Source organism: Streptomyces sp. MST-110588, from assembly GCF_022695595.1.
Taxonomy (GTDB): domain Bacteria; phylum Actinomycetota; class Actinomycetes; order Streptomycetales; family Streptomycetaceae; genus Streptomyces.
Genome location: NZ_CP074380.1, coordinates 2,469,415 through 2,494,052, shown reverse-complemented (window position 1 = coordinate 2,494,052; position 24,638 = coordinate 2,469,415). Strand labels below are relative to the sequence as shown.

Annotated in this window: 19 protein-coding genes and 3 pseudogenes; 12 read left to right on the top strand and 10 right to left on the bottom strand. The window is 72.9% G+C overall.

Features of this window, described 5'->3' with window-relative positions:
* Window positions 1-237 precede the first annotated feature (237 nt).
* Together KGS77_RS10835 and KGS77_RS10830 are read left to right on the top strand one after the other, a co-directional pair.
* A complete protein-coding gene (locus tag KGS77_RS10835; protein ID WP_242587410.1) occupies window positions 238-2,025 on the top strand; it encodes an ABC transporter ATP-binding protein in 1,788 nt (595 codons plus the stop codon).
* Complete coding sequence (locus KGS77_RS10830; RefSeq protein WP_242580580.1) at window positions 2,022-3,791, top strand: ABC transporter ATP-binding protein; 1,770 nt, start codon at window positions 2,022-2,024, stop codon at window positions 3,789-3,791. Before KGS77_RS10835 ends, KGS77_RS10830 begins: the two co-directional genes overlap by 4 nt.
* A gap of 184 nt (window positions 3,792-3,975) precedes the next feature.
* Here KGS77_RS10830 and sodN read toward each other — a convergent pair whose 3' ends face one another.
* Window positions 3,976-4,371 (bottom strand): superoxide dismutase, Ni, encoded by a 396-nt coding sequence (gene sodN, locus KGS77_RS10825; RefSeq protein WP_242580578.1) that lies wholly within the window; start codon window positions 4,369-4,371, stop codon window positions 3,976-3,978.
* A gap of 182 nt (window positions 4,372-4,553) precedes the next feature.
* Between sodN and sodX the strand changes: the two genes are divergently transcribed.
* Window positions 4,554-5,021 (top strand): nickel-type superoxide dismutase maturation protease, encoded by a 468-nt coding sequence (gene sodX / locus KGS77_RS10820; protein ID WP_242587409.1) that lies wholly within the window; start codon window positions 4,554-4,556, stop codon window positions 5,019-5,021.
* On the opposite strand, the gene KGS77_RS10815 is transcribed toward sodX, so the two are convergent.
* The 4 genes from KGS77_RS10815 to KGS77_RS10800 all read right to left on the bottom strand — a co-directional run bounded on the left by KGS77_RS10815 (window position 4,925) and on the right by KGS77_RS10800 (window position 8,799).
* Complete coding sequence (locus KGS77_RS10815) at window positions 4,925-5,554, bottom strand: CGNR zinc finger domain-containing protein (RefSeq protein WP_242580576.1); 630 nt, start codon at window positions 5,552-5,554, stop codon at window positions 4,925-4,927. The two genes, sodX and KGS77_RS10815, sit on opposite strands and share 97 nt — an antisense overlap.
* 333 nt (window positions 5,555-5,887) lie before the next feature.
* Window positions 5,888-6,640 carry an amino acid ABC transporter ATP-binding protein gene (locus KGS77_RS10810; protein ID WP_242587408.1) on the bottom strand — a complete coding sequence of 251 codons (753 nt, stop codon included), beginning with the start codon at window positions 6,638-6,640 and terminating at the stop codon, window positions 5,888-5,890.
* A 113-nt stretch (window positions 6,641-6,753) separates the two neighbouring features.
* Window positions 6,754-7,701, bottom strand: a complete 948-nt coding sequence (locus KGS77_RS10805; protein WP_242580574.1) for an amino acid ABC transporter permease — start codon at window positions 7,699-7,701, stop codon at window positions 6,754-6,756.
* Between the two features lie 120 nt (window positions 7,702-7,821).
* Window positions 7,822-8,799, bottom strand: coding sequence for an ABC transporter substrate-binding protein (locus KGS77_RS10800; protein ID WP_242580572.1), 978 nt, complete (start codon window positions 8,797-8,799; stop codon window positions 7,822-7,824).
* 806 nt (window positions 8,800-9,605) lie between these two features.
* Between KGS77_RS10800 and KGS77_RS10795 the strand changes: the two are divergent.
* The 4 genes and pseudogenes from KGS77_RS10795 to KGS77_RS10780 form a co-directional block, all read left to right on the top strand.
* Window positions 9,606-10,753, top strand: a pseudogene (locus tag KGS77_RS10795) (NADP-dependent malic enzyme); the annotation flags it as partial.
* Between the two features lie 243 nt (window positions 10,754-10,996).
* On the top strand, window positions 10,997-11,959 hold the full coding sequence (locus KGS77_RS10790) for a zinc-binding dehydrogenase (protein WP_242580570.1): 963 nt from the start codon (window positions 10,997-10,999) through the stop codon (window positions 11,957-11,959).
* A 186-nt stretch (window positions 11,960-12,145) separates the two neighbouring features.
* On the top strand, window positions 12,146-12,355 hold the full coding sequence (locus tag KGS77_RS10785; RefSeq protein WP_009718008.1) for a helix-turn-helix domain-containing protein: 210 nt from the start codon (window positions 12,146-12,148) through the stop codon (window positions 12,353-12,355).
* On the top strand, window positions 12,356-12,931 hold the full coding sequence (locus tag KGS77_RS10780) for a Clp protease N-terminal domain-containing protein (protein ID WP_242580568.1): 576 nt from the start codon (window positions 12,356-12,358) through the stop codon (window positions 12,929-12,931).
* A 94-nt stretch (window positions 12,932-13,025) separates the two neighbouring features.
* On the opposite strand, the gene KGS77_RS10775 is transcribed toward KGS77_RS10780, so the two are convergent.
* The 5 genes and pseudogenes from KGS77_RS10775 to KGS77_RS10755 form a co-directional block, all read right to left on the bottom strand.
* Complete coding sequence (locus KGS77_RS10775) at window positions 13,026-13,907, bottom strand: hypothetical protein (RefSeq protein ID WP_242580566.1); 882 nt, start codon at window positions 13,905-13,907, stop codon at window positions 13,026-13,028.
* Between the two features lie 184 nt (window positions 13,908-14,091).
* Window positions 14,092-14,289: pseudogene (locus KGS77_RS10770) on the bottom strand (PadR family transcriptional regulator); the annotation flags it as partial.
* Window positions 14,290-14,600: 311 nt separating this feature from the next.
* Window positions 14,601-15,462, bottom strand: a pseudogene (locus KGS77_RS10765) (helix-turn-helix transcriptional regulator); the annotation flags it as partial.
* Between the two features lie 3 nt (window positions 15,463-15,465).
* Window positions 15,466-16,395 carry a DUF4097 domain-containing protein gene (locus KGS77_RS10760; RefSeq protein WP_242580565.1) on the bottom strand — a complete coding sequence of 310 codons (930 nt, stop codon included), beginning with the start codon at window positions 16,393-16,395 and terminating at the stop codon, window positions 15,466-15,468.
* A 170-nt stretch (window positions 16,396-16,565) separates the two neighbouring features.
* Window positions 16,566-16,742 (bottom strand): DUF6104 family protein, encoded by a 177-nt coding sequence (locus tag KGS77_RS10755; protein WP_242580564.1) that lies wholly within the window; start codon window positions 16,740-16,742, stop codon window positions 16,566-16,568.
* 161 nt (window positions 16,743-16,903) lie between these two features.
* Here KGS77_RS10755 and KGS77_RS10750 point away from each other — a divergent pair, with 161 nt between their 5' ends.
* From KGS77_RS10750 to KGS77_RS10730, 5 genes are all read left to right on the top strand, one after another.
* Window positions 16,904-17,293 (top strand): CU044_2847 family protein, encoded by a 390-nt coding sequence (locus KGS77_RS10750; protein WP_242580563.1) that lies wholly within the window; start codon window positions 16,904-16,906, stop codon window positions 17,291-17,293.
* Window positions 17,293-19,563: a serine protease gene (locus KGS77_RS10745; protein WP_242580562.1), complete on the top strand. Its 2,271-nt coding sequence runs from the start codon at window positions 17,293-17,295 to the stop codon at window positions 19,561-19,563. The genes KGS77_RS10750 and KGS77_RS10745 overlap by 1 nt, the downstream gene beginning before the upstream one ends.
* Window positions 19,564-19,767: 204 nt before the next feature.
* Window positions 19,768-20,844 carry a MoxR family ATPase gene (locus KGS77_RS10740; RefSeq protein ID WP_242580561.1) on the top strand — a complete coding sequence of 359 codons (1,077 nt, stop codon included), beginning with the start codon at window positions 19,768-19,770 and terminating at the stop codon, window positions 20,842-20,844.
* A gap of 4 nt (window positions 20,845-20,848) precedes the next feature.
* Window positions 20,849-24,166 (top strand): SAV_2336 N-terminal domain-related protein, encoded by a 3,318-nt coding sequence (locus tag KGS77_RS10735; RefSeq protein ID WP_242580559.1) that lies wholly within the window; start codon window positions 20,849-20,851, stop codon window positions 24,164-24,166.
* Between the two features lie 74 nt (window positions 24,167-24,240).
* Window positions 24,241-24,492: a YxD-tail cyclophane-containing RiPP peptide gene (locus KGS77_RS10730; RefSeq protein ID WP_242580557.1), complete on the top strand. Its 252-nt coding sequence runs from the start codon at window positions 24,241-24,243 to the stop codon at window positions 24,490-24,492.
* The last annotated feature ends 146 nt before the right edge of the window (window positions 24,493-24,638 follow it).

The window sequence follows — 24,638 nt, the reverse complement described above, 5'->3', positions numbered from 1 at the left end:
GGAAGGTGACTCTTGGGAACCGTAGGACCCTCCGACGCCGGCACCGACATCCGTATCGACCCCGATACCGACACCGACCCCGATACCGGCACCGACATTGATACCGATACCGGTGACGCCGGGTCCGGTCCGGGACCCGGGGTCCCGGACCACCGCAGTGCCGCGCGCTACCTGTGGTGGGTGGTCACCGCGCAGCGCGGCCGGGTCGCCGTCGGCGCGCTGCTGGGCAGCGCCTGGATGGCCGCGCTGATGCTGCCCCCGTACCTGCTCTCCCGCGCGATCGACGACGGCCTGGTCAAGGGGGACGGCGCCGCCCTGGCCGGATGGTCCGCGGCGCTGCTCGCGGTCGGGCTGCTGAACGCCTGGCTCGCCGTCATGCGGCACCGCGTCATGACGAGGGTCCGTATGGACGCCATGTTCCGTACGGTCCGGACGGTGGTCGTGCACGCCACCCGGCTGGGGGCGGCACTGCCCCGCAAGGCCGCCGCCGGTGAGGTCGCCACCATCGGCATCGCCGACGCCGCGCTGATCGGCCGGACCCTGACCATCACCAGTCCGGGTGTTGGCGCGGTGCTGGCGTACTGCCTGGTGGCCGTGCTGCTGGTGTCCGTCTCGCCGCTGCTGGCCGTGGTGGTGCTGCTGGGCGTGCCGCTGCTGGCCGTGCTGGTCGGCCCGCTGCTGGGACGGCTGCACGGCGCGGCCTCGGCGTACCGGGAACAGCAGAGCGCGCTCACCGCACGCCTCGGTGACATCGTCGGCGGACTGCGCGTCCTCAACGGCCTCGGCGGGAAGGCCCTGTTCGGCGAGCGGTACCGGCGCGCCTCCCAGGCGCTGCGGGCGGAGGGGTACCGCGTCGGGGCCGTGACGAGCTGGATCCAGGCGCTGGGCACCGGACTGCCGGTGCTCTTCCTCGCCGCGGTGACCTGGCTGGCCGCCCGGATGGCAGCTCAAGGAGAGCTGACGGTCGGTGAGTTGGTCTCCGTGTACGGCTATGCCGCCGTCCTCGTCGTCCCCGTGACGTTCTTCATCGAGGGCGGACACGACATCAGCCGCGGGCTGGTGTCGGCCGGCCGGGTCGTACGCTTCCTGAACCTGGAGCCGGACGGTGCCGGTGCCGGCAGTGGCAGCGGGCCGGCCACCGGGAACGCCGCCCCGGCCGGCGCCCCGGCCCCGTCCCGGCCCGCCGTCCTCCGCGACCCGGAATCCGGCCTGGAGGTGCTGCCCGGCCGGCTGACCGCGCTGGTCGCCGCCCGGCCCGCGGAGGCGGTCGCCGTGGTCGACCGGCTCGGCCGGTTCACCGCGTCGGCCGCCACCTGGGGCGGGAGACCGCTCGACACCGTCCCTCCCCCTCACATACGCGAGCGGATCCTCGTCGCCGACAACGAGGCCGACCTGTTCGCCGGCCCGCTGCGGGAGGTGATCGCCGGGCGGCGGCGACCGGACGACGAGCTGATCGCCCGCGCCGTACGGGCCGCCGTCGCCCAGGACGTCCTCCAAGGACTCCCCGACGGGCTCGGCTCGGCGATCGACGCGCAGGGCCGCAACCTCTCCGGCGGGCAGCGTCAGCGCGTACGCCTGGCCCGTGCGCTGTACGCCGACCCGGAGGTGCTGATGCTGGTCGAACCCACCTCGGCGGTCGACGCCCACACCGAGGCCGCAGTCGCCCGCCGACTGCGCGCCGCCCGGCCCGGCCGTACCACCCTGGTCACCACCACCTCGCCGCTGCTGCTGGAGCAGGCGGACGTCGTGTGCTGTCTGACGGACGGCCGGGTGACCGCCACCGGCACCCACCGCGAACTGCTGCGGACCGAGCCGGGCTACCGCGCCCTGGTCTCCCGCGGTTCGGGTGAGCCGGACGAGCCGTACGATCCGGATGAACCGTACGAGCCAGGCGAGTCGGATGAGCCGGAAGAACCGTACGAGCCGCATGAGCAGGACGAGCCAGACGAGTCAGATGAGGCGCAGGAGTCGCCCGGGCCGCACGCGTCACGCGCACCGAACACTCCCCGAGGAGCCACCCGATGACGGCGGGACTGCCGGTGGCGGAGCCGCCCCGGGTACGCCGGGCCGCGGCCGGGCTGATCCGCCGCGACGGCCGGATGTTCGCCGCCGTCATCGCCCTGAACGCGCTGGCCGCCGGCGTCGGCCTGGCCGGCCCCTGGCTGCTCGGCCGGATCGTCGACGACGTCAAGGCCGGGGCCGGCGTCGCCGCCGTGGACGGGCCGGCGCTGGTCATCCTGGCCGCCGCACTCACCCAGCTCCTGCTGACCCGCTGGGCCCGCCACCTCGCGTACCGCTTCGGCGAGCGCACCACCGCCCGAGTCCGCGAGCAACTGGCCGACCGGGCCCTGGCGCTGCCCGCCTCGGTGGTGGAGCGGGCCGGTACGGGCGACCTGATGGCCCGTGGCACCTCCGACGTCGCCGCCGTCGGCGCGACCCTGCGCGACGCCGCGCCGGACGTGTTCGTCGCCCTGCTCCAGGCCCTCTTCCTGCTGATCGCCGTCTTCGTCGTCAGCCCGGTCCTCGGCGGCTGCGCGCTGCTCGGCCTGGCCGGGATGTGCTGGGCCACCCGCTGGTACCTGCGCCGCGCCCGGACCGCCTACCTGACGGAGGCGGCGACCGACTCGGCGCTGGCGGAGGTGCTCACGGCCACCGCCGCCGGTGCCCGTACGGTCGAGGCGTTCGGCCTCCACAAGCGCCGCGTCGCCGCCTGCGACCAGGCGCTGGAATCCAGCCGCACCGCCCGCACCCGCACCCTCTCCCTGCGCAGCGTCCTGCTCCCGGCCGTGGACGTCTCCTACGCCCTCCCGGTGGTCCTCACCCTCCTGCTCGGCGGCCTCCTCCAGGCGAACGGCCTGGTGAGCCTGGGCGCAGTCATCACCTGCGCCCTGTACCTGCGCCAGCTCCCGGAGCCGCTGGACGCGATCCTGCTGTGGGCCGAGCAACTGCAGAGCACCGCCGCCGCATTCGCCCGCATCGAGGGCCTGGCCCCGGACCAGCCCGTACGGGACACCGCCACCCCGGCCCCCGTACAGAAAACCGCGCACCCCGCCCCCGCCTCCGCCTCCGCCTCCGACGGCATCGAAGCAACCGAGGTGACCTTCTCCTACGACGGCGGCCCGGAGGTCCTGCACGGCATCAGCCTGACGGTGCGGCCCGGCGAACGGCTCGCCCTGGTCGGGCCCTCCGGAGCGGGAAAGTCCACCCTGGGCCGCCTCCTGGCCGGCATCGACCACCCGACCAGCGGCACCGTCACCGTCGGCGGCGTCCCCCTCGCCGGCCTCCACCCCGAACAATTGCGCCGGCAGGTCGTCCTCGTCAGCCAGGAACACCACGTCTTCCTCGGCACGGTCCGCGACAACCTGCTGATCGCCGCCCCGGACGCCACCGACCCCGCCCTGCGCGCGGCCCTCCTGGCCGTGGGCGCCGACTGGTACGACGCCCTGCCCCACGGCCTGGACACCGAACTCGGCCCCCGCGCCCACCCTCTGAACGGCGCCCACGCCCAGCAACTGGCCCTGGCCCGGGTCGTCCTGGCGGACCCGCACACCGTCATCCTGGACGAGGCCACCGCCCTCCTGGACCCGACGACGGCCCGGCACACCGAACGCGCCCTGGCGGCGGTGCTCAAGGGCCGTACGGTCATCGCCATCGCCCACCGGCTGCACACCGCCCACGACGCCGACCGCATCGCCGTCCTCGAAAACGGCCACCTGGCCGAGCTGGGCCCCCACACCCACCTCCTGACCCGACCCGGCCCCTACGCCGCCCTATGGACGGCCTGGCACTGACCCCGCCCCCTGAGCCGGCTCCGGCCCTCGCCGAGCGCAGCGCGCAGCCGGCCCGGACCCCCGGAGGCGCCCGGCAAAGACGACACCCGGCCCCCACGGCCGCCGTATGCGGCGGGGTGGAGGCCGGGTGCGGGGCAGCGGCCGGACGTGCGGGGAATTGCAGGCCGGGCTGTAAGGGCGAAGGTCAGGCCTTCTTCGTCTCCCAGAAGATCTTGTCGATCTGGGCGATGTAGTCCAGTGCCTTCTGGCCCGTGGCGGGGTCGTTGGAGGCCTTGGCGGCGCTGAGGGCCTTGAGGGTGTCGTTGACGAGCTGGTGGAGCTCCGGGTACTTCTCGAAGTGCGGGGGCTTGAAGTAGTCGCTCCACAGCACCGAGACGTGGTGCTTGGCCAGCTCCGCGCGCTGTTCCTTGATCAGGACGGCCCGGGTGCGGAAGTCCGCGTCCTCGTTGGCCTGGTACTTCTCCTGGACGGCCTTGACCGACTCGGCCTCGATGCGGGCCTGGGCCGGGTCGTATACGCCGCACGGCAGGTCGCAGTGGGCGCTGACCTTCACCTTGGGGGCGAACAGGCGGGAAAGCATGTGCAGTCCTCCTCGTGATCGTCTTCTCAGGTGCGAGATTACTCGGTACGGGAAGCCTTTTCTCGGGTGCCCCGGGGGTCCTAGGGCAAAAGTCCGGTGCCAGGCTGGGACTGGTGGAGGATGGACCGGGGAGCGGATGCGACCGGGGAACGGACCGGCGTACGGAGCGGGAGGTGTGGTGGATGCCGGAGCGGGTGGATGAGCGGGGGCCGGGGCAGGGTGAGGAGGAGCACGAGCGTGAGCGGCGCGGGCTGCTGCGCGCGTTCGGGCTGGCCGAGGTCTACAACCCGTCGATGGTGCCGACCCTGCGGCCCGGCGACCGGCTCGTGGTCCAGTACGGAGCGGTGGTACGACCGGGTGACGTGGTCGTGCTGCGGCATCCCTTCCGGCAGGATCTGCTGATCGTCAAGCGGGCCGTGGAGCGCCGTGACGGCGGCTGGTGGGTGCTGGGTGACAACCCGTTCGTGGAGAACGACAGCCGGGAGTTCGGGACGGTGCCCGACGAACTGGTCGTCGCCCGCGCATGGGTGCGGCTGCGCCCGCCGCGGGAGGTTCAGCGCTCGCTGGGCGGCGTGCTGGCGTGGGCGGTGTCGGCCGTCAGGTCCGTACGGGCCGACCGGTCGCTCTCCAGGCGTTTGCGGGCGCGGTAGGCGGCGACGTTGGCGCGGGTGGCGCAGCGGTCGGAGCAGTAGCGCCGGGAGCGGTTGGTGGAGGTGTCGAGGTAGGCGTTGCGGCAGGGGCGCGCCCGGCAGATGCCGAGCCGGTCCACGCCCAGCTCGGTGAGGTGGAAGGCCAGGCCCATGGCGGCGGTGGCGGTGTAGCCGGCGGTGGCGTTGGACGCGTGGTCGGCGATGTGCAGGTGCCACTTGGGGCGGCCGTCCTCGTCCCGCAGCTCGTGGCCGGAGATCTGCGGGCTGACCGGGAACTCCATCAGCAGCGCGTTGAGCAGGTCCACGGCGCGTACCTCGTCGCCGGAGTCGGCTGCCTCGAAGACGGCGCGCATCCGTGACCGTACGGCCCGCAGCCGGGTCAGGTCGCTCTCCGTGGCCCGGCGGCCGGCCTGCTTGGACTCGCCGAACAGGGCGCGTACCGCCTCGATCGAGGTCAGGGTGTCGGTGCCGCGCTCGGGCTGCTCGGTGTTGACGAGCTGAACGGCGTAGTCCGAGTAGTAGGCCAGTTCCACTTGTCGTCCTTTTGCGGGGCGGGCTGCTGTCGTAACGAGGCGGGTGAAGCGGCGGGTAATGGGTCTTGTTGGTTCGAGGGTATTACGGTTGGGCTGGATATGCCGACCGGGTCCTATTTTGACGTCGACTGTGTTGACGTCCGCAGGCGGCTCCACCTGGGCGAGGCGCGTATGGGGGTCGGGTTGTCACCCGTTCAGGGGTGTGTGTGCTGAATGGGTGACGGGGGAGAGGGAGGGGGCGAGGGCGGGGCCGGGGCCTGGAGCGCGTGAAGGCGGTACGGGGCGTGGCCGCGCCTCCGTACCGCCTTCTTCGCGCTTCTCCCCGTGCGCGGGTCAGAGCACCTTGGACAGGAAGGACCTGGTGCGCTCGTGCTGCGGGTTGGTGAGCACCTCCCGCGGGTGGCCGGCCTCGACGACCACCCCGTCGTCCATGAAGACGACGGAGTCGCCGACCTCCCGCGCGAACCCCATCTCGTGGGTCACGACGATCATGGTCATGCCGTCGGCGGCCAGGTCGCGCATGACGTCCAGGACGTCACCGACCAGCTCCGGGTCCAGGGCCGAGGTCGGCTCGTCGAAGAGCATCAGCTTCGGTTCCATCGCCAGCGCGCGGGCGATGGCCACCCGCTGCTGCTGGCCGCCGGAGAGCTGGGAGGGGTAGTTGCCGGCCTTGTCGGCCAGGCCCACCCGGTCCAGCAGCTTCAGCGCGCGGGCCCGCGCCGACGCCTTGGACTCGCCCTTGACCTGGACCGGCGCCTCCATGATGTTCTCCACCGCCGTCATGTGCGGGAAGAGGTTGAAGCGCTGGAAGACCATGCCGATGTCGCGCCGGCGGGCGGCGACCTCGCGGTCGCGCAGCTCGTACAGCCTGCCGTCCTTCTCGCGGTAGCCGACCAGCTCGCCGTCGACCGAGAGCCGGCCCGCGTTGACCTTCTCCAGGTGGTTGATACAGCGCAGGAAGGTCGACTTGCCGGAGCCGGACGGGCCGATCAGGCAGAAGACCTCCTTGGGGGCGACCTCCAGGTCGATGCCCTTGAGGATGTGCGCCGAGCCGAAGGACTTGTGGACGCCTTCGGCCTTGACCATGGGGACGGCGGCGGCCGGCTTTCGGGTGGACGCGGGCTTGGCGGCAGACGTCGGCTTGTCCGCGGACGTCGGCTTGTCCGTGGACGCGGACTTGCGGGGGGATGCGGGCTCGGTCATGCGGCACCTCCGGTCGAGGGGCGGTCGGCGCCGCCGGACAGCCTGGCGCGGACGCGCTGGAGCGGGGTGGGCGGCAACTGGCGGCTGGCGCCGCGGGCGTAGTGGCGCTCCAGGTAGTACTGGCCCACGCTCAGCACGCTGGTGGCGATCAGGTACCAGACGGCGGCCAGGATCAGCATCTCCACGACCACACCCGAGTCGCGTCCCACGTTCTGCGCGGCCTGGAGGAGGTCGTAGTACTGGACGGCGATGACCAGGGAGGAGGTCTTGAGCATGTTGATGACCTCGTTGCCGGTGGGCGGCACGATCACCCGCATCGCCTGCGGGACGATGATCCGGCGCAGCGTCTTGCCGTGGCTCATGCCCAGCGCGTGCGCCGCCTCGGTCTGGCCCTCGTCGACGGCGTTCAGACCGGCCCGGCAGATCTCCGCCATGTACGCGGCCTCGTTCAGGCCCAGGCCCAGCAGGGCGCACAGGAACGGGGTCATGAAGTCCGACCACTCGTCCTTGTAGATCGGCATGATGTCGATGTACTGGAAGACCAGGCCGAGGTTGAACCACAGGAAGAGCTGGACGTAGACCGGCGTACCGCGGAAGAACCAGATGTAGAACCACGCGACGGTCGAGGTCACCGGGTTCTTCGACTGCCGCATCACCGCCAGGACCACACCGAGGACGACACCGATCACCATCGACAGCACGGTGATCAGCAGGGTGTTGCCCAGGCCCTTGAGGATGTCGGCGTTGAACAAGTAGTCGGGGATGGCGCCCCAGTTGACCTTGCCGGTGGCGAAGGCCCGTACGAGCAGGGCGAGCAGGCCGAGGACCACCAGCGCGGCGACCCAGCGCCCGTAGTGGCGCACGGGTATGGCCTTGATGGGCCCGGGCGGTGGCGGCGGGGCGTCCGTGGGCGGCACCGCCGGCTTGTCGATGTCTACTGACACGGGTGTGGCCTTTCAGCGTTCGCGGACGTACGGGGCGTACGGGCCTGTAGGGCGTACGGCGTACGGAGAGGAGCCCGTACGGGAGAGCGCGTACGGAAGGGGAGGGTGACGTGACGGGGGTCAGGCGCCGCCGTTGATCTTCACTTCCTTGACCGCGGCGTCCTTGACGTCCCACTTCTTGAGGACCTCCCGGTACGACCCGCTCTTGATCACCCTCTCCAGGGCCGCCTTGAGCGCGTCACGCAGCGCGGCCCTGTCCTTGGGGACGGCGATGCCGTACGGGGCCGCCTTGACCGGTGCCCCGCCGACCATCTCGAAGTCCTTGCCGCCGCCGGAGACCTTCACCGCGTACGCCGCGACCGGGTAGTCGCTGGAGACCGCCTGCACACCGCCGGTACGCAGCCGGGTCTGCGCCTCGGAGTCGTTGTCGTACGCCTCGATGGAGATCTGGTCCTCGCCGTTGGCCACGCACTTCTTCGACTGGTCCTTGGCCAGGTCGTGCGAGACGGTGCCGCGCTGTACCGCGATCTTCTTGCCGCACAGGGCCTCCCAGCCGTCGATGCCCTGGGTCTTGCCCTTCTGCGTGTAGAGGGAGACACCGACGTCGAGGTAGTCGATGAAGTCGACGCCCTCACCGATCTTCTTGCCGGTGGAGCTGTCGATGCCCTGCTGGCGCTCCTTGGTGTCCGTCATCGCCGACATCGCGATGTCGTAGCGCTTGGACTTCATGCCGCCCATGAGGGTGTCGAAGGTGGCGTTGTTGAAGTTGAGCTTGACGCCCAGCTCCTTGCCGAGCGCGGCGGCGAGATCGGGATCGATGCCGACGACGCCGCCGTTGCGGCGGAATTCGACCGGCTTGTATGTGATGTCCGAGCCGACCTGTATCAGGCCCTTTTCCTGGATGTCCTTGGGGAGGAGTTTGAAGAGGGGGGCGTTGGTGTTGCGGTTCTTCTGCGCCTCGCGCCTGGCTATCGCCGCGTCCGTCTGGTCCCCGCAGCCGCTGAGCAGCAGCGATCCGGCGAGGGTGACCGCGGCCACGGCGGCCACGGCCGTACGGGACCTGCCGGCAGCCGCGCGGCTGGTGGTGCTTGCGGTCATGCTGATTCCTCCTGCGGATGGGGAAATGCCGGTGACAGGGAGACGACGGGCAGACGACTGGCAGACGTAGGGCAGGCGACGGGTAGACAACGGGCAGGGGTCGGGCACACGCCTTCGGGCATCGCGACCTCGTTGGTGACGGAATCCTGCCACCAGGACTCCGCCATCCGGACTGCTGCGCAGGTCAAAATCGGATAACGGACGAGCGCCGGTGTCTTCGGGCCATATACCCCTTGTGTTTCCGCCCGGAAACGATCAACGGGAAGCCGGCGCGGCTTCCCGGGCGGTCTCGCCATACGGACAGCCGGCGGCCCGCGAGGAGGGCGGCCGGTCCCGCGGCGGCCCCGGGGTGTACCTGGGTGCGCCTGCTCGTCAAGCGGAAGGGGCCGTTAACAGCAAGGAAAGATCGTTCCCCGATTCGGCTGTTACGTCCTGGTTGTTGGGATTTTGAACGCTGGGGTGACGTATCCGACTCGTCGGTGCCCGTGGCCGTCCGGTAGAAAGGTTCGTTACACCCCTCATCCGGGGCTCAGGGCGCGTGTGCGGCGCGCCCGGCGTCCGTACCTCCCCGCGCGGCGGCCATCCGTCACGCAGGGCACGGACGCGGTGCCCGCCCACCCCTCGATCAGGGAGTGGCCACCCTCAACTGACACACGAAATAAGGGGCTGAACCAGTGGCAGCGGAGATCGTCAATCCTCGCGGCGACAGCAGCACGGCGAGTACGGACGACACGGCCGGCAGGGTCGGTACCGCCGGCAGGACCGGTACGGACGGTGCGGTCCGTACGGGCGCGGACGAAGAGTTCTTCGACCCGGCCTTCGCACTGCACCGCGGCGGCAAGATGGCCATCCAGGCGACCGTGCCGGTCCGCGACAAGGACGACCTGTCCCTGGCGTACACACCGGGCGTCGCCAAGGTCTGCAGCGCGATCGCCGAACAGCCCGAACTCGTCCACGACTACACCTGGAAGTCCCAGGTCGTGGCCGTGGTCACGGACGGCACCGCGGTGCTGGGGCTGGGCGACATCGGCCCGCAGGCGTCCCTCCCGGTGATGGAGGGCAAGGCCATCCTCTTCAAGCAGTTCGGCGGCGTGGACGCGGTGCCGCTCGCGCTCGGCACGACGGACACCGACGAGATCGTCGAGACGGTCGTACGGCTCGCGCCCTCTTTCGGCGGCGTCAACCTGGAGGACATCTCCGCTCCCCGGTGCTTCGAGATCGAGCGCAGGCTCCAGGAGCGGCTGGACATCCCGGTCTTCCACGACGACCAGCACGGCACCGCCGTGGTCACGCTGGCCGCGCTGCGCAACGCCGCCAAGCTCACCGGCCGGACGCTCGGGCAGCTCCGGGCGGTCATCTCCGGCGCGGGCGCGGCCGGGGTCGCCATCGCCCGCATCCTCATCGAGGCGGGCATCGGTGACGTCGCGGTGTGCGACCGCAAGGGCGTGGTCTCCACTGACCGTACGGACCTGACGGACATCAAGCGCGAGGTCGCCGGCTTCACCAACAAGGCCGGGCTGAGCGGGTCCCTGGAGTCCGCGCTCAAGGGCGCAGACGTCTTCATCGGGGTCTCCGGCGGTACGGTCCCGGAGTCCGCGGTCGCGGCCATGGCGAAGGACTCGCTGATCTTCGCGATGGCGAATCCGACCCCCGAGATCCACCCGGACGTCGCGCACAAGTACGCGGCCGTGGTCGCCACCGGGCGCAGCGACTACCCGAACCAGATCAACAACGTGCTGGCCTTCCCCGGCATCTTCGCGGGCGCCCTCCAGGTGCGGGCCTCGCGCATCACCGAGGGCATGAAGCTCGCCGCGGCCGAGGCGCTGGCCGCCGTCGTCGCCGGCGAGCTGAGCGCGGAGCGGGTCATCCCTCACCGTTCGACGAGCGGGTCGCCCCGGCGGTCAGCGCCGCCGTGGCCGCCGCCGCCCGCGCCGAGGGCGTCGCCCGCCGCTGAACCGGACGGCGGGTGCCCCGTGGCACCGCGGACGGGCCCGCACCTCTCAGGGGGTGCGGGCCCGTCCGCCTTATGGGGTGCGGGCCTGTCCGCCTACGGGGACGCGGGCTCGTCCGTCTGCCGCGGGTGCGCTGCGTCCGTACGCCTTGTGCGTACGGGATCCTCCGCCCGGCCCCGTACGCGCGGCGCGTGTCACACCGCCGCGTGGTACCGCCGGACGGCGTGTCGGCCTACGTTGGGATCATGTTTGCTGCCTACGCCGCCCGCATCGACCGCGACCAGCCGCTCAACGGCCTCGAACTCGGGGAGCGTCCGGCTCCCGAGGCGCGCCCCGGCTGGACCACCGTCAACGTCAAGGCCGCCTCCCTGAACCACCACGACCTGTGGTCGCTGCGCGGCGTGGGACTGGGCGAGGAGTCCCTGCCCATGATCCTCGGCTGTGACGCGGCCGGGACCGACGAGGACGGCAACGAGGTGGTCATCCACTCCGTGATCGGCCAGAGCGGTCACGGAGTCGGACCGAAGGAGCCGCGCTCGATCCTCACCGAGCGCTACCAGGGCACCTTCGCCGAGCAGGTCACCGTCCCCACCTGGAACCTGCTGCCCAAGCCGGCGGAGCTGTCCTTCGAGGAGGCCGCCTGCCTGCCCACCGCCTGGCTGACGGCCTACCGCATGCTGTTCACCAACGCGGGCGTACGGCCGGGGGACAGCGTCCTGGTCCAGGGCGCGGGCGGCGGCGTGGCCACCGCCGCGATCGTGCTGGGCGCCGCCGCGGGCCTGCGGGTCTTCGCCACCAGCCGGGACGAGGCCAAGCGCAAGCGCGCCGTCGAACTCGGCGCCGAGGCGGCCTTCGCGACCGGCGAGCGGCTGCCCATGCGGGTGGACGCGGTCATCGAGACGGTCGGGGCGGCGACCTGGTCGCACTCGGTGAAGTCCCTCAAGCCCGGTGGCACCCTCGTCATCTCGGGCGCCACCAGCGGCTTCAACCCCGAACGCACCGAACTGAACCGGGTGTTCTTCCTGGAGCTGAAGATCGTGGGCTCCACGATGGGCAGCAAGGAGGAGCTGGCCTCGCTGCTCAGCTTCTGCGCGGCCACCGGCGTACGGCCGGTCATCGACTCGGTGCTGCCGCTGGACCGGGCGCGCGAGGGCTTCGGGAAGATGGCGTCGGGTGACCTCTTCGGCAAGGTCGTCCTCACCGTCTGATCCGGCGGGTCGACAACCAACCCCGTGCCTGCGTGCGGGAGTTGGGTGAGGGTCGGTGGGTGTACGCGTCCTGTGGGCGCCGCCCGCCGGCCCTCGCCGTTTTCCCGGGAGGCGTCGCCTCATGCGTGCCACCTTGCTCGTCAACAATGGTTGACAAGGCGCGGTCGTCAACCTAGCTTGACAGGTATGACCGAAGCAACGGATCTCGCCGAGCGGGCCGGTGACCGGGACCCGCGGGTCGGACTGCGGGCCGTCGCGGCACTGCGCAGGCTGCTGGAGCAACTGGAGGCCGTGCAGGTGCGCAGCGCCCGCGCCAAGGGCTGGTCCTGGCAGGAGATCGCCGCCGAGCTGGGTGTCAGCAGGCAGGCGGTCCACAAGAAGCACGGGAGGCGTTGAATGTTCGAGAGGTTCACGGCGAGCGCCCGGCAAGTCGTACGGGAAGCCGTCGCCCACGCGGAACTGGCGGGCCGCGGCTCCGTGGGCGAGGGGGAGCTGCTGCTCGCGCTCCTGGACCGTACCGGCTCACCGGGGGCGGACGTGCTCACCGCACTCGGCCTGCGCGAGCGCCGGGCGTCCGTGGAGGCCGCGCTGCACCGGGCCCACCGCCGGGGCGGGATCTCCGCCTCCGACGCCGAGGCGCTGGCCGGACTGGGGATAGACGTCGAGGAGATCGTCGCCCGGGTGGAGCGGGAGCACGGGGCGGGGGCGCTCGCGGCGGCCGGTGCGCCCGGCCCGAAGGAGAAGCGGAGGGGGAGGCTCCGCCGACCGTACTTCACTCCGGAGGCGAAGTCGGTGGTGGAGCGGTCGCTGCGGGTCGCCCTGGGGCGCGGCGACAAGTACATCGGTGACGAGCACCTGCTCATCGCGCTGCTCGGCAGACCGGGGCTCGCCGCGTCCGTACTCGCCGAGCACGGGGTGCAGCAGGCCGACGTGCTGCGCGTCCTGGCGGAGCGACAGGCGGAAGCCGGCTGAGAAGGGGCGCGGGGACGCGGGGGACGCAGGGGATACGGGAGTACGGGGGTACGGGGGATGGGCCGGCCGCGGCCGTCGCGTCCGGCCCGCCCGCCTACGGGTGGCTGACCTGGACCGCGCCGATGCCAAGAGTGCTTTGGGCGGGAAGCATCCGTGCCTCCATGACCGCGCTCAGCAGAGGATGGATCAACTGGGCCAGCCGCTCGGCGCGGGAGCGCCCAAGGGCCCGCCACGGACCCGCGGCCAGCCGGTCGGTCATCCGCTCGATCTCCTCCCGCCCCTCGCGGGCCCGCTCGGTGGCGCGGCCGTCCGGCGCGATCCAGCCCCGGGCGGCGAGCCGGTCGGCGGCGTGCTCCCACTCCTGCGGCGTCCAGCCGCGCCCGGCGAAGCTGGCCCGGGGCGCGGCACCGATCGCGGCGAAGGACACCAGCGCCTCGCACGGTTCGAGGTCGTGGGTCAGCAGCGCCGCCACATGGCCGTCGCCGCGGTGCTCCCGCAGCACGGTGAGGGCGTGCCACAGCGCCAGGTGGGGCTCGTCGGGCCAGGGCAGGTCGCGGTTGGCGGCGGCCAGCGGACGGGCCGCGGTGTTGGCGTTCTCCGCCGCCTGCCGGGCCAGCCGGGCGGCCTCGGTCACCTGGGCGGTGGTCATCCGGCCGCTGATCAGGCGGGTCAATATGCGGTCCACCGCCCGGAGGCGGGACCGGAGCACCTCGGGCGGCACGGCCGTCGACCAGATCTTGGGTACGTACCGTGCCACCATGCGGGGGCTGAAGCTGTAGAACGTCGACGCCACCAGATCGGCACCCGCCGGGCCCAGCGGCGCCGCGCGCCAGGCGAAGTAACTGGGCCAGCGGGACTGGACGTCGTAGCCGAGAGCGGACGCCTCCTCGAACGCTTCGGGGGCGAAGTAGACCGTGGCGTGGACGGGTTCCAACTGGTGCCACATCCGGCGTGCCACAGCGGGGTATTCCGACATGCGTACCTCTTGGCCTTCAAGATCCGGGAGACAAAGGAGAGTTGACTGTAAGCGGGGGCACGGCCAAAGGCATGCGGATTCGGGCGGCGGACCCGTCACCGGTCGGCAAACCGTGCGAAGGACTGGGTTCCCCGATTACGCGGGGTAAACCCAGCCCTTCGCAGATAACTCAAAGTGACTACGTCTAGGGAGTGTTGGACCCCCGGAGCAGTGCGCCGATGTGGGCGGCGGCCGTCGACAGATGACGGCGGGCGTCCTTCAACTGGTCCGCGGAGACGCCGTGATCGCGCGCCGCATCCCGCAGGTCGTCGCGGAAACGGTCCAGCAGCCGGTCGAAGTCGCGGCCCGGGTCGCCGGTGGCGGGCTCCTGCGCCCACGCGGGGAGCGGGGGAGTGGCGACGGGCGCGGTCGCGGCCGGCCCGTCCGTGGCGCCGTCCTTGTCCAGATCGACCCGCTCCGTACGGGTCCGCTCCGCACCAGTCCTCTCCGTACGGGTCCGCTCCGCACCGGCCCGCTCCGTACGGGGCTGCGGGCCGCCGCTCTCATCGCCGGGGCCGCCGTGACCGCCCTGGCCCCCTGCCCTTCTGGGCCCTCCTGCCCTTCTGGGCCCTCCTGCCCTTCTGGGCCCTCCTGCCCTTCTGGGCCGCCCTGGTCCCCGGCCGGAGCGCCCGTCGCCCCGAACGGCCCGCCCGCGAAGCGCCCGAACTCGCGCGAGAACTCCGCCAGCGCCTCCCGGGCCGCCCCCGACCAGTCGCCGGTGCGCAGGTGCTCCTGCGTCTGTTCCTGTACGCGGCCAAGGACGCGCTGGATCTCCTCGCGCGCGAAGTCCTGGGCGTCCCGGGCCTGCTTGCGTGCCCGCTGGGCCTCCTGTTTGGCGCGCCGGCTCTCCTCCTTGGCCCGCCGCGCCTGCTCCTTCCACTCCTCCTTGGCGCGCCGGAACTCCTCCTTGGCCTGCCGCCACGCCTCCTTGTCGCCCAGGGCCCCGTCGAAGAAGTCCGAGGCGTCGGGGAAGCCGGCCCGCCCGCCGGAGCTGTTCCCGTAGCCGCTACCCGGCTCGTCTCCGGCGTCCGCGCCCCCGCCCGTACGGCCCCCGCCCGTACGGGCCTCGCCGCCGACGCCTGCCCCGGCCCCCGGCCGCCCCCGCGCCGGCCCCGGCCCGCGACTCCTTGCGGGTCCGCTGCGCCGCCTCGCGGATCTCCCGGCGCAGGTCCCGCACCGAGCCGCTCACGTCCTCGCGGATGTCGGAGGCCAGCGCGGCCACCGACTCGCGGATCTCCAGCTCCAGTTCCGCCAGCTCACCGCCGCGGTCGGCCAGTTCGGCCCGTCCGGCGTCGGTGATCGAGTAGACCTTGCGTCCGCCTTCGGTGGTGTGGGTGACCAGGCCCTCGGCCTCCAGCTTGGCCAGCCGCGGATAGACGGTGCCCGCGGAGGGTGCGTACAGCCCCTGGAAGCGCTCCTCCAGGAGGCGGATGATCTCGTAGCCGTGGCGCGGGGCCTCGTCCAGCAGCTTGAGGAGGTACAGGCGCAGACGGCCGTGGGCGAAGACAGGGGGCATGGCTTACAGCACCTTCTTGTCGGCGGGGGTCTCATCGGTGTCACCGTGGCGCACCGGGCCGTCGTGCGACGGCGGGCGGCGCAGCAGGGCCAGCCCGCCGGAGACGGTGGTGACCTCCAGCCTGCCGTTGCCCGCGCCGAGCCGGCCGGTGATGCGTTTGGCCCCCCACTGGCCGCTGACGCGCAGGTCCTCAAAGGCGTTGGCGACCGTGCCGCTGGTGGTGTTCGCCTCGACCTGGGCGTCGACCTGGGCGTCGGCCGGGTCGGGCAGCCGGATGGCGACCTCGCCGGAGACGGTGGTGAGCTTGACGTCCGTACGGCCGGTGCCGCCCGGTCCGGCGGCGGGCGGCAGGTCGAGGTCCAGGACCATGTCGCCGCTGACGGACTCGGCCCGTACGGAGGCGCCGGCGCCGTCGACGACGGTGAGGTCGCCCGAGACGGAGCTGAAGCGCAGATCACCGGTGACGGCCTGGGCCTGGACGTCGCCCGAGACGGTCTCGGCCCGCACCGGGCCGGTCAGGCCGACGAGCGTGCTGCCGCCGGAGACGCCGTTGAGCTGCGTGCGCCCGGAGATCCCGGAGATCACCGCGCCGGCCCCGACGACCCCGACGCGTACGCCGGTGGCGGCGGGGACGGTCACCGAGACGACCGCGGTGCGCCGCCACCCCTTGAGCTTGCCGAAGTCCAGCCAGCCCTTCCAGGGGAGGTCTTTGTAGCCGACGCTGAGCACCCCGTCCCGGCACGAGACGGTCAGCGGCGGCCCGTGGAGTGCGGTGACCTCGACACGGGCGGCGCCGCTTCCGGGGACGCTGCCCGCCGGGACGCCGACGACGTTGACGGTGCCGCTGACCACGCGCACGTCCAGTTCCCTGACGGGCTCCTCGATTTCCAGTGTGCGTGGTTCGGTGACCGACCACTCGCTCCGGGCTGACATTCCGGGCCTCCCTCAGGACGGCGGCAGCGCAACATATCGCGTCTCGCTAGACACGATATATCGCGGTTGGGGGAAGTCAAGCACGTGGCCGCTCCTGAAGGCCGTCCCGGGCCGTCCGGCCGGCTCCATTCCTGCCGCGCCTCCCCCTCCCCCTCGTTCCTCCCCCGCTCCTACTCGTCCTCGTCGTCGAGCCGGGCCAGCCAGGTCGCCAGCCGCTCGACCGGCACCTCGAAGTCCGGGTTGAGGTCGACGAACGTACGGAGCTGGTCGGCCAGCCAGCCGAGGGTGACCTCCTCGTCACCGCGCCGGCTCTCCAGTTCCTCGATGCCACGATCTGTGAAATACACGTGCTCTCCACCAGGGGTCATGGGACATTCCCGGTCAGGATAGGCAGGTAACGGAACCCCTCGCGCCACCAGCGGCCGGGGGCTAACCTGATCACCTGTCAACGGTCCTGCGGTGACGGGCCCTTCGGGATGTCGCCGCTCAGGGGGAGCAGGAGGCCGTTATGCGGGATCGCGTGGGACGTATCGCACTGCCCGACGGGACGGAAGTGTGGGCGCGGGTCTCCAGACTGGAGGTCCCGCTCCCGGGGGAGACCGGCGAGGACGACGAGTTCGAGGACGTCGGGGCCTGGGAGGCGCTGACGACCCGGGTGGAGGGGCTCAGGGAGCTGATCGGCGGGGTCGCCACCAGCGTCCGGGAGGCCGCGCAGCGGGTGGCTCCGCACGAGACCAGCGTCACCTTCGGGGTCGAGGTGTCGGCCAAGCCCGGCAAGGCCGTGGCCCTGCTGGCGGACGGCGAGGCCAAGGCCAACCTCTCGGTGACCCTGACCTGGCGGCGCGAGCCCGATACGGCCGGCGGTGACGGCCAGGGCACCGGCGATTCGGGCACCTGATGGCGACCTCCGAAGGCCGTGACCGGGCCGACCGGGAGAAGTACGCCCAGCTTCTGGAGCAGGCCGGACGGGCGACCGTCGGCATCCGGGCCGCGCCCGGGGCCGGGCCCGGCCCGCTGTGGGGCAGCGGCGTGTTCATCGCGCCCGGCTGGGTGCTGACCTGCGCGCACGTACTCGTCAGCAGTGACGGCCGGCGGCGTGAGACCGGCAAGGACGGCGAGATCGGCGTCGTCTTCGAGGGCCGGGTGGCCGGCGCGCGCCTGGAGTACGACCTGAGCCGCCCGGCCGGGGGCGCGGGCCGCGCGGGCGGGCCGGGGCGGCCCGACCTGGCTCTGGTCCGGCTGCTGGAGCCCTACCCGGAGCACCGGTGCGCCTGGCTCAGCGATCAGCACGCGGCCCTGCTGGAGGACGCGTACATCTTCCGCGGGCACGACCAGCTCGGCGGGTCCGGGGCGTGGGGCGCGTGCGGACACGCGGGTGCGCCCGGTGATGCGCGCGACTCCGGTGACGCGCACGACCCTGGTGGTGCATACGACCCCGGTGATGCGTACGACTCCGCCGGCGCATATGACAGCGGAGGGGCGTACGGCCAGGGCGGTGCGTACGGCCGAGGGGGCGTGTACGTGCCCGGAGGGGCGCACGGTCCGGGCCGCGCCCCGATCGAGGCCGGTGTCCGGCAGGCGCCCGTGGACCCCTTCATCGCCGTCCGCTTCGGCGCCCGGGACGCCCGGGGCCTCCAGTTCGGCAGCGACGTACGGGTCACGCCCGGCGCGTCCGGGGGCCCTCTGCTGGACTGTGACCGAGGTGAGGTGGTCGGCATCGTCAAGGGCCGCCACCAGGAGGACAAGGTGGGCCTGGCGGTGCCGGTCACCGCGCTGCGCGCGCTGGGCCCCCAGCACCTCTTACCGGGCCGTACGGGCCTGGGCCCAGACCCGTACCACGAACTGATGAGTCTGCACGACCGCTGGCACTGGGCGGGCCAGGACCTCGGCCGGCGCGGCGAGCCCACCTGGTTCGACGCCCAGTACGCGATCATGGCCGGCCGCGAGCGGCTGTGGGGCGTGGCCGAGCGCCTCCAGGCGCTGGACCTGCTGGCGCGGCTGCCCGCCCCGCGCGACCCGCTGGTCGTGGAGGCCGCGGTGTGCGAGGTGCTGGGCGGCCGGGACCGGGCCGGGACCTGGTCGCTGCGTACGTGGCGGGACGGCCACGGTGTGCTCTACCAGGGCAGTGACCCGTATTCGGAGCGCTGCGCCTTCGTGCACTACCTGCGGATCGTGGCCCAGCGGACGTCCGAGGAAGTGCGCGGGGTGCCCGGGGAGGAGGCCGCGCGGGTGCGGGAGGCCGCCGAGCGGCTCGCGCGGTTCGTGACGGACAAGGCGGCCGTGCTGCTGCCCAAGGACCGCCGGCGGATCGGCCCGGTGCCGCGCCGGCCGGACGCGGTGCTGGTGGAGTTCGAACCGCTGTTCTACGGCGACGGCGGGCAGCAGCTCTTCAACTGGTCGGTCAGCGAGGGGTACGGCCGGGGGGAGTGGATGCGCGTCGACCTCCAGGAGTCGGAGGGCGGAATGACCTTCGAGCAGGCCCAGGCGCAGGTCCTGCGGCGGCTGGGCCCCCGGCTGCTGCGGGCCGACGGCGACGTGGGCCCCGGCGGCCGGGTGCGCCTGGAGGTCGCCGTACCCGAGGGCTACTGGCAGCTCCCGGCGGACCGCTGGGCGGTGCCGGTCTCCACGCGGGCGGGCGCCCGGGCCCGCCCGATCGGCTCCGGGCGCCCGGTGGTCCTGCGCGACCAGGGCCGCCGCCAGGCGGTGGACCCGGCCTGGCTGCGGCGCTGGCGCGGCCTCATGGGCGCCCCGGAGCTGTCCGCGCTGCGTGTCCCGCCGCGCGCGGGCGGCGGGCCGGAAAGCGTCTGGCGGCTGCTGGAGAACGGCGAGGAGGGAGCGGTCCCCACACTCTGCCGTTCGGTCGCCGTCGGGACCGGGCTGGACGCGGTCGGCGCGGCCCTGGACGCCGGGTACCCGGTAAGCCTGTGGCTCTCCGAGGGACACGACGAACGGGAGTGCGACAGCGCCTGTGACGACTTCCACCGCGAGGTACGGGACCTGCTCGCCGCGAAGGGGGTGACCGCCCTGCCCGAACTGGTCAGGGAGCTGCGCGGGAGAGCCGAGGAAACGTCCGCCCACTGGGCACGCGACCTGGTCCTGCTGTACGACGACCCGGACAATCCCATCCCTCAACTCTTCGCCGGTGGGCCCCAATTGTCCTCCCGGTGAAATCTCATGAGACCGGAAACCGCCCCACGCGCTTCCGTACGGCTGGGTACTGTCATAGCTTCGTGAGAGATTGCTTGTGTTCGTGAGAGATAGCTTGTGGCGGGCGCGGGGGAACGCTCGGGAGTGGACGCTGTCGCTTCCCGGACGGTCCTCCACGACCGCCCGTTCCTGCCCGACGGCTGGCCGGCGACGAGGAGTTCCGACGTGAGCGACTGGCTCATCTATCGTGGCGCGGGGGCTCCGCACGACGGCATCGAACAGCTCCCACCGCCGCCGCCCTGGCGGGATTTCGACGGTGAGCCGCTGGTGGCGCCGCCGGCCGCACTCGACCACGCATCCGAGCGCCGTCTGGGCGTGCTGAGCCGCGAGGCCAGCTACCACCGGCCCGGCGAGACCGAGCGCGAGCTGGTCAACGCCGCGCTGTACCTGCGCCGCCCCCTGCTGGTCACCGGCGCCCCGGGCAGCGGCAAGAGCACCCTGGCGCACTCCGTCGCCTACGAGCTGGGCCTGGGCCGCGTCCTGAACTGGCCGATCGTCAGCCGCAGCACGCTCCGCGACGGCCTGTACCAGTACGACGCCATCGGCCGCCTCCAGGACCTCCAGATAGCCCGTGCGGTGCCGCCCAGGCCGCCCCTGGGCCCCGACGCCGCGGCCCCCGACGCCTTACCGGGTGAGGCGCCCGAGGAGGAGCCCGGCGGCGGCATCGGCCGCTACATCCGCCTCGGACCGCTCGGCACGGCCCTGCTGCCCGCCGCCAAACCCCGCGTGCTGCTGGTCGACGAGCTGGACAAGAGCGACATCGACCTGCCCAACGACCTCCTGAACGTCCTGGAGGAAGGGGAGTTCACGATCCCGGAGCTGGAGCGGCTGTCCGCCTCCGCCCCCGAGGTCCCGGTGCTCAGCGACGACGGCACACGCGTGCGCGTCCGCAACGGCCGGGTGCGCTGCCGCGCCTTCCCGTTCATCGTCCTGACCAGCAACGGCGAGCGGGACTTCCCCGCCCCGCTGCTGCGCCGCTGCATCCACCTGAACATCCCCACGCCCAACAAGGAGCGCCTGGCGGGCATGGTGCGGGCACACTTCGGCGAGGACGCCGCCGAGCGGTACGAGTCGGTCATCGACCGGTTCCTGGACCGCGAGCCCGGTGACGTACGCGCCGTGGACCAGCTCTTCAACGCCATCCACCTGACCCAGAAAGCCGGCTGGACGGACGAGGACGAGGAGGAGACCCGGCGGCGCCTGACGGCGGAGCTGATGCGTCCTCTGGATCGGACGAGGTGAAGCCGTGCCTGCCGGCGAGCCGGGCCACGGCCCCCTCGACCAGCTCGTCGCGCGGCTGCGCGCGGCGGGGCTGCCCGCGGACGCCCGCGCGATGGCGGACGCGCTGTGGCTCGCGCAATGGATCACGCCCGGCGGACAGCCGGAGCCCGCACCCCCCGACGACCGGGACGACGTGAACGGCCAGGACCGTAGAAAACCGGCCACATTCTCCGTCGGCGGACAGCGGCGGGAGCCCGCCCGCGACAGCCCACGGCTCACGGAATCCGCTTCGCGCCCCACCCGGCGCGACGTGGACCTGCTGCCCTCCCAGGGCGACCACGGCCCGGACCCCGACCGCCACGGCCTCGGCGAGGTCGGCGTCCCGGTCGCCTCCGCCTTCCCCGGCCTGCTGCCGCTCCAGCGCGCCCTGCGGCCCGTCCAGCGCTACCGCCCGCCCGTCGCCCCGGCCCGCCAGGAGCTGGACGAGACCGGCACCGCCGAACTCTCCGCCCACGCCGAAATGCTCATCCCCGTCTTCCGCGGCATCCACCGCCGCGAGGCCGCGCTGCGCCTGTTCATGGACGGCTCCGCCTCCATGGCCATATGGGAGCAGATGGTGCACGACCTGCGGCAGGTCTGCGAGCGGGTCGGTGCCTTCCGCGACGTGACGGTGCACTACCTCCACCCGTACGGCAAGGACGTCGGCGTCGCCGCCGGGCCCGCCCCCGGCGACCCGCTGCGCCCGGCCGACCAACTGCACGACCCCACCGGCCACCACCTCACCCTCGTCGTCAGCGACTGCGCCGGACCTCTGTGGGAGGACGGGCGGATGCAGCGGCTGCTGTACCGCTGGGTGGCCGACGCGCCGGTCGCCGTCGTCCAGCCGCTCCCGCAGCGCATGTGGGCCCGTACGTTCCTGCCCGCCGTCCCCGGGACGCTCATCCGGCACCAGGGCCCTTACGGAGACCTGGGGTTCGAGCCCGCGCGCCGCCGCCGCAGGGCCGCCGGAGCGCCGGGCGAGGGCTACCGCCCGGCCCGCGAGCGCGTCGTACCGGTCCTCTCCGCTGCCCCCGCCGCCCTCGGCACGTGGGCGCGGCTGGCCGCCGCCGAGTCCGGGCTGTCCTTACGCGGCGCCGCCTGCACCGTACGGGCGGACCACGGCCTGGGCGCCGTACCCCCGCCGCAGCCCGGGACCGCCGATCCCCTGGAGCTGATCGGCGAGTTCGACCGCACCGCCTCCCCGGCCGCCCGCCACCTGGCCGTCCACCTCTCGGCGGTCCCCCTGGCGCTGCCCGTCATCCAGCTCGTCCAGCGCGCCATGCTGCCGCAGACCGGACCCGCCGAGCTGGCCGAAGTGCTGCTCAGCGGGCTGGTCGTCCAGCTTCCCGCGCCCGAGCGCCCGGCCGGCCCCGAAGCCGAGGCGGCCGGCCCCTGGTACGACTTCGTACCCGGCGTACGGGACGAACTGCTGGGCCGCCTGAGCGCCGGCGAGGCCGCCCTGGTCCTCAAGCACTGCTCCCTGTACATCGAGCGCACCTTCGGGCGCAGCGCCCGCAACTTCCCCGCCGTGGCCGTCGCCATGCTCTGCGGCAGCGGCCGGGAGCCGGAGACCGGACGGCGCGCGGTGCCCGAGCCGTTCGCCCGGATATCGGAGCGCGTGCTGCGCCGCTTCGAGCCGGCCATCAAACCTCCCGTGCCGCAGGTGTACGCCACCGACGGACCCGCGGCCCAAGGCGCCGCGTACCTGGAGCGCTACGAACAGGACGGCGCCGTCCGCGACCTGGTGGAGGCCGTACGGCTGCTGCGCGCCGCCGCCCAGCGGCTGCCCGAGGCCGGCACGGACCTGGCCCGCGCCCTGCTGCACGCCTGGGCGCAGTTGCGCCAGCCGGACGCCCTGGAGGAGGCCGAGCGGGCGGTACGGGCCGCAGAGGAGGCCGCCGCCGGTGTCGGGTCCGGACACGACGAGGACGGCGAGGCCCGGCTGCGGGCGCTGATCGTGCTCGCCCGCGTACGGTACGCCGGCGCGCAGGAACGCCGGGCCGCCTCCGCCGTCTCCGGCGAACGCGCCGCCCTGGAGGACGCCGCCCTCCACCTGGAGAGCGCGTGCGGGCTGATGAGCCTGCTGGACGACCGCGTACTGGAGTGCATGGTGCTGCGTACGGAGGTGCTGCGCCGGCTGGCGGCACTGGCCCCCGACCCGCCCCCCTCCGGCGTCGCCTGGCCGCCCCGCGCCGCGCACGACCCCCTGAAGGAGGCGGAAGGGGCCCTGACGACCCTGCTGGAACGGTGGCCCAGCGGGGAGCAGGTGCCCGGCGAGATCTACGCCGCCCGCGGCGGGGTCTTCCTGGACCAGGCCCGCCGCGCCGCCCGGGACACCACGGACGACGGCCGCCGGACCGGCCCGCTCGCGCTGCGCGCCACCGCCGACCTGGACACCGCCACCGTCCTGCTGCGCCGCCGCGGCGCCACGGCCGACCGGATGATCTGCGAGTCGCTCCTGGAACTGGCCGAGGCCCGTACGCTCCTCGTCTTCGACGACCAGGCGCTGCCCACGGTGCTGCGGACCCTGGAGCGCGCCCGCGCCCTGGCCCACGAGCTGCGGGACCCGGCCCTGGAGGCCGACAGCCTGGCCCGTACCGCAGCCGCCCACCGTACGGTCCACGCCCGTACCGGCGACCTGACCGCCCTGGACGCCGCCATCGACGCGCTGGCCGCCGCACTGCGCCTGACCACACCCGACACCCCCGAACACAGCTCCCTGCTCGCCGAGCGCGGCGCGGCCCTGCTCACCCGCGCCCGCCTGGAGCCCGCCGCCGAGCCCGGCAAGCGGATGGCCAACGAGGCCGTACACGTCCTGCGGGAGGCGCTGGCCCGGGTCGCCCCGCAGGACCCCGGCCTGGGCGCCCACCGCCTGCTGTTCGGCCGCGCCCTGCGGCTGCGCTACGAACGCCAGCCCTCCCTGGCCGACCTGCACGAAGCCGACTGGATATTGGAGCTGGCGGCGCGCGGCTCGGACGACCCGGCCGTCTCCGCCGAAGCCTGGCTCGAAGTCGGCGACGTACAGCTCCTGCTGGACCGCCGCTTCGACTCCATGGAGCGCCACGACCGCGCCGCGGCCTGCTACCGCCGGGCCGCCACCGACGCCCAGCGGGCGGACAACCCGCTGCTGGCGGCGCGCGCCCACCACCGTCGCGGCGAGGTGCTGGAGGACACGGCGGGCAAGCAGTCGGCCCTCCAGGCGTACGAGGAGAGCTGGGCGCAGTGGCAGCGGGCCTCCGAGGAGAACGGCCCGGAGGCCCGGCGCACCCGGGACCGGATGCGCGCTCTGGTGGCCACCGATTGACGGCTGACCGGGAAGGTGTTTCCGTGCACGGGCGTTCGGGAACACCCCTGTCCACCAGCCCGAAGGAGAGCAGTGTGGTGACAATTGCGCTCACCGGTCCGGCCCCGGTCAGGCCGCCCGGCCCGTCGGCCGAGCCGCTCCCCGACTTCGGCGGCGTCGATGTGGCCTCGGTGGCCGAGCACAGCGGCCACCCGGTGCTGGGAGCGGTGGCGGCACTGCTGCTGAGCAACTGGCCTGCGGCGGACGAGGCGGTGGCCTACTACGAGGACGGGCCGGGGGACCCGGGTGAGGTCTTCGATCCCGGAAAGCTCCCTGTGACGTCATGAAGTCGTGACGTCGTGAAGTCCTGAGGTCGTGAAGTCCTGACGTCACGAAGCCCTGACGTCGTGAACCCTGAGGCCGTGAAGTCCTGAAGCCCGCCCTGACGGCTTGACGCGCTCAAGTTCCGGCCCGCTCCCGGCGGCGCTTTTTG

What these genes read in the sequence shown, in the direction of transcription:
- KGS77_RS10835 (WP_242587410.1), top strand. Translation starts at nt 238, where the DNA reads ATGGCCGCGCTGATGCTGCCCCCGTACCTGCTCTCCCGCGCGATCGAC.
- KGS77_RS10830 (WP_242580580.1), top strand. Translation starts at nt 2,022, where the DNA reads ATGACGGCGGGACTGCCGGTGGCGGAGCCGCCCCGGGTACGCCGGGCC.
- sodN (WP_242580578.1), bottom strand. Translation starts at nt 4,371, where the DNA reads ATGCTTTCCCGCCTGTTCGCCCCCAAGGTGAAGGTCAGCGCCCACTGC.
- sodX (WP_242587409.1), top strand. Translation starts at nt 4,554, where the DNA reads ATGCCGGAGCGGGTGGATGAGCGGGGGCCGGGGCAGGGTGAGGAGGAG.
- KGS77_RS10810 (WP_242587408.1), bottom strand. Translation starts at nt 6,640, where the DNA reads ATGGTCAAGGCCGAAGGCGTCCACAAGTCCTTCGGCTCGGCGCACATC.
- KGS77_RS10800 (WP_242580572.1), bottom strand. Translation starts at nt 8,799, where the DNA reads ATGACCGCAAGCACCACCAGCCGCGCGGCTGCCGGCAGGTCCCGTACG.
- KGS77_RS10790 (WP_242580570.1), top strand. Translation starts at nt 10,997, where the DNA reads ATGTTTGCTGCCTACGCCGCCCGCATCGACCGCGACCAGCCGCTCAAC.
- KGS77_RS10785 (WP_009718008.1), top strand. Translation starts at nt 12,146, where the DNA reads ATGACCGAAGCAACGGATCTCGCCGAGCGGGCCGGTGACCGGGACCCG.
- KGS77_RS10780 (WP_242580568.1), top strand. Translation starts at nt 12,356, where the DNA reads ATGTTCGAGAGGTTCACGGCGAGCGCCCGGCAAGTCGTACGGGAAGCC.
- KGS77_RS10775 (WP_242580566.1), bottom strand. Translation starts at nt 13,907, where the DNA reads ATGTCGGAATACCCCGCTGTGGCACGCCGGATGTGGCACCAGTTGGAA.
- KGS77_RS10760 (WP_242580565.1), bottom strand. Translation starts at nt 16,395, where the DNA reads ATGTCAGCCCGGAGCGAGTGGTCGGTCACCGAACCACGCACACTGGAA.
- KGS77_RS10750 (WP_242580563.1), top strand. Translation starts at nt 16,904, where the DNA reads ATGCGGGATCGCGTGGGACGTATCGCACTGCCCGACGGGACGGAAGTG.
- KGS77_RS10745 (WP_242580562.1), top strand. Translation starts at nt 17,293, where the DNA reads ATGGCGACCTCCGAAGGCCGTGACCGGGCCGACCGGGAGAAGTACGCC.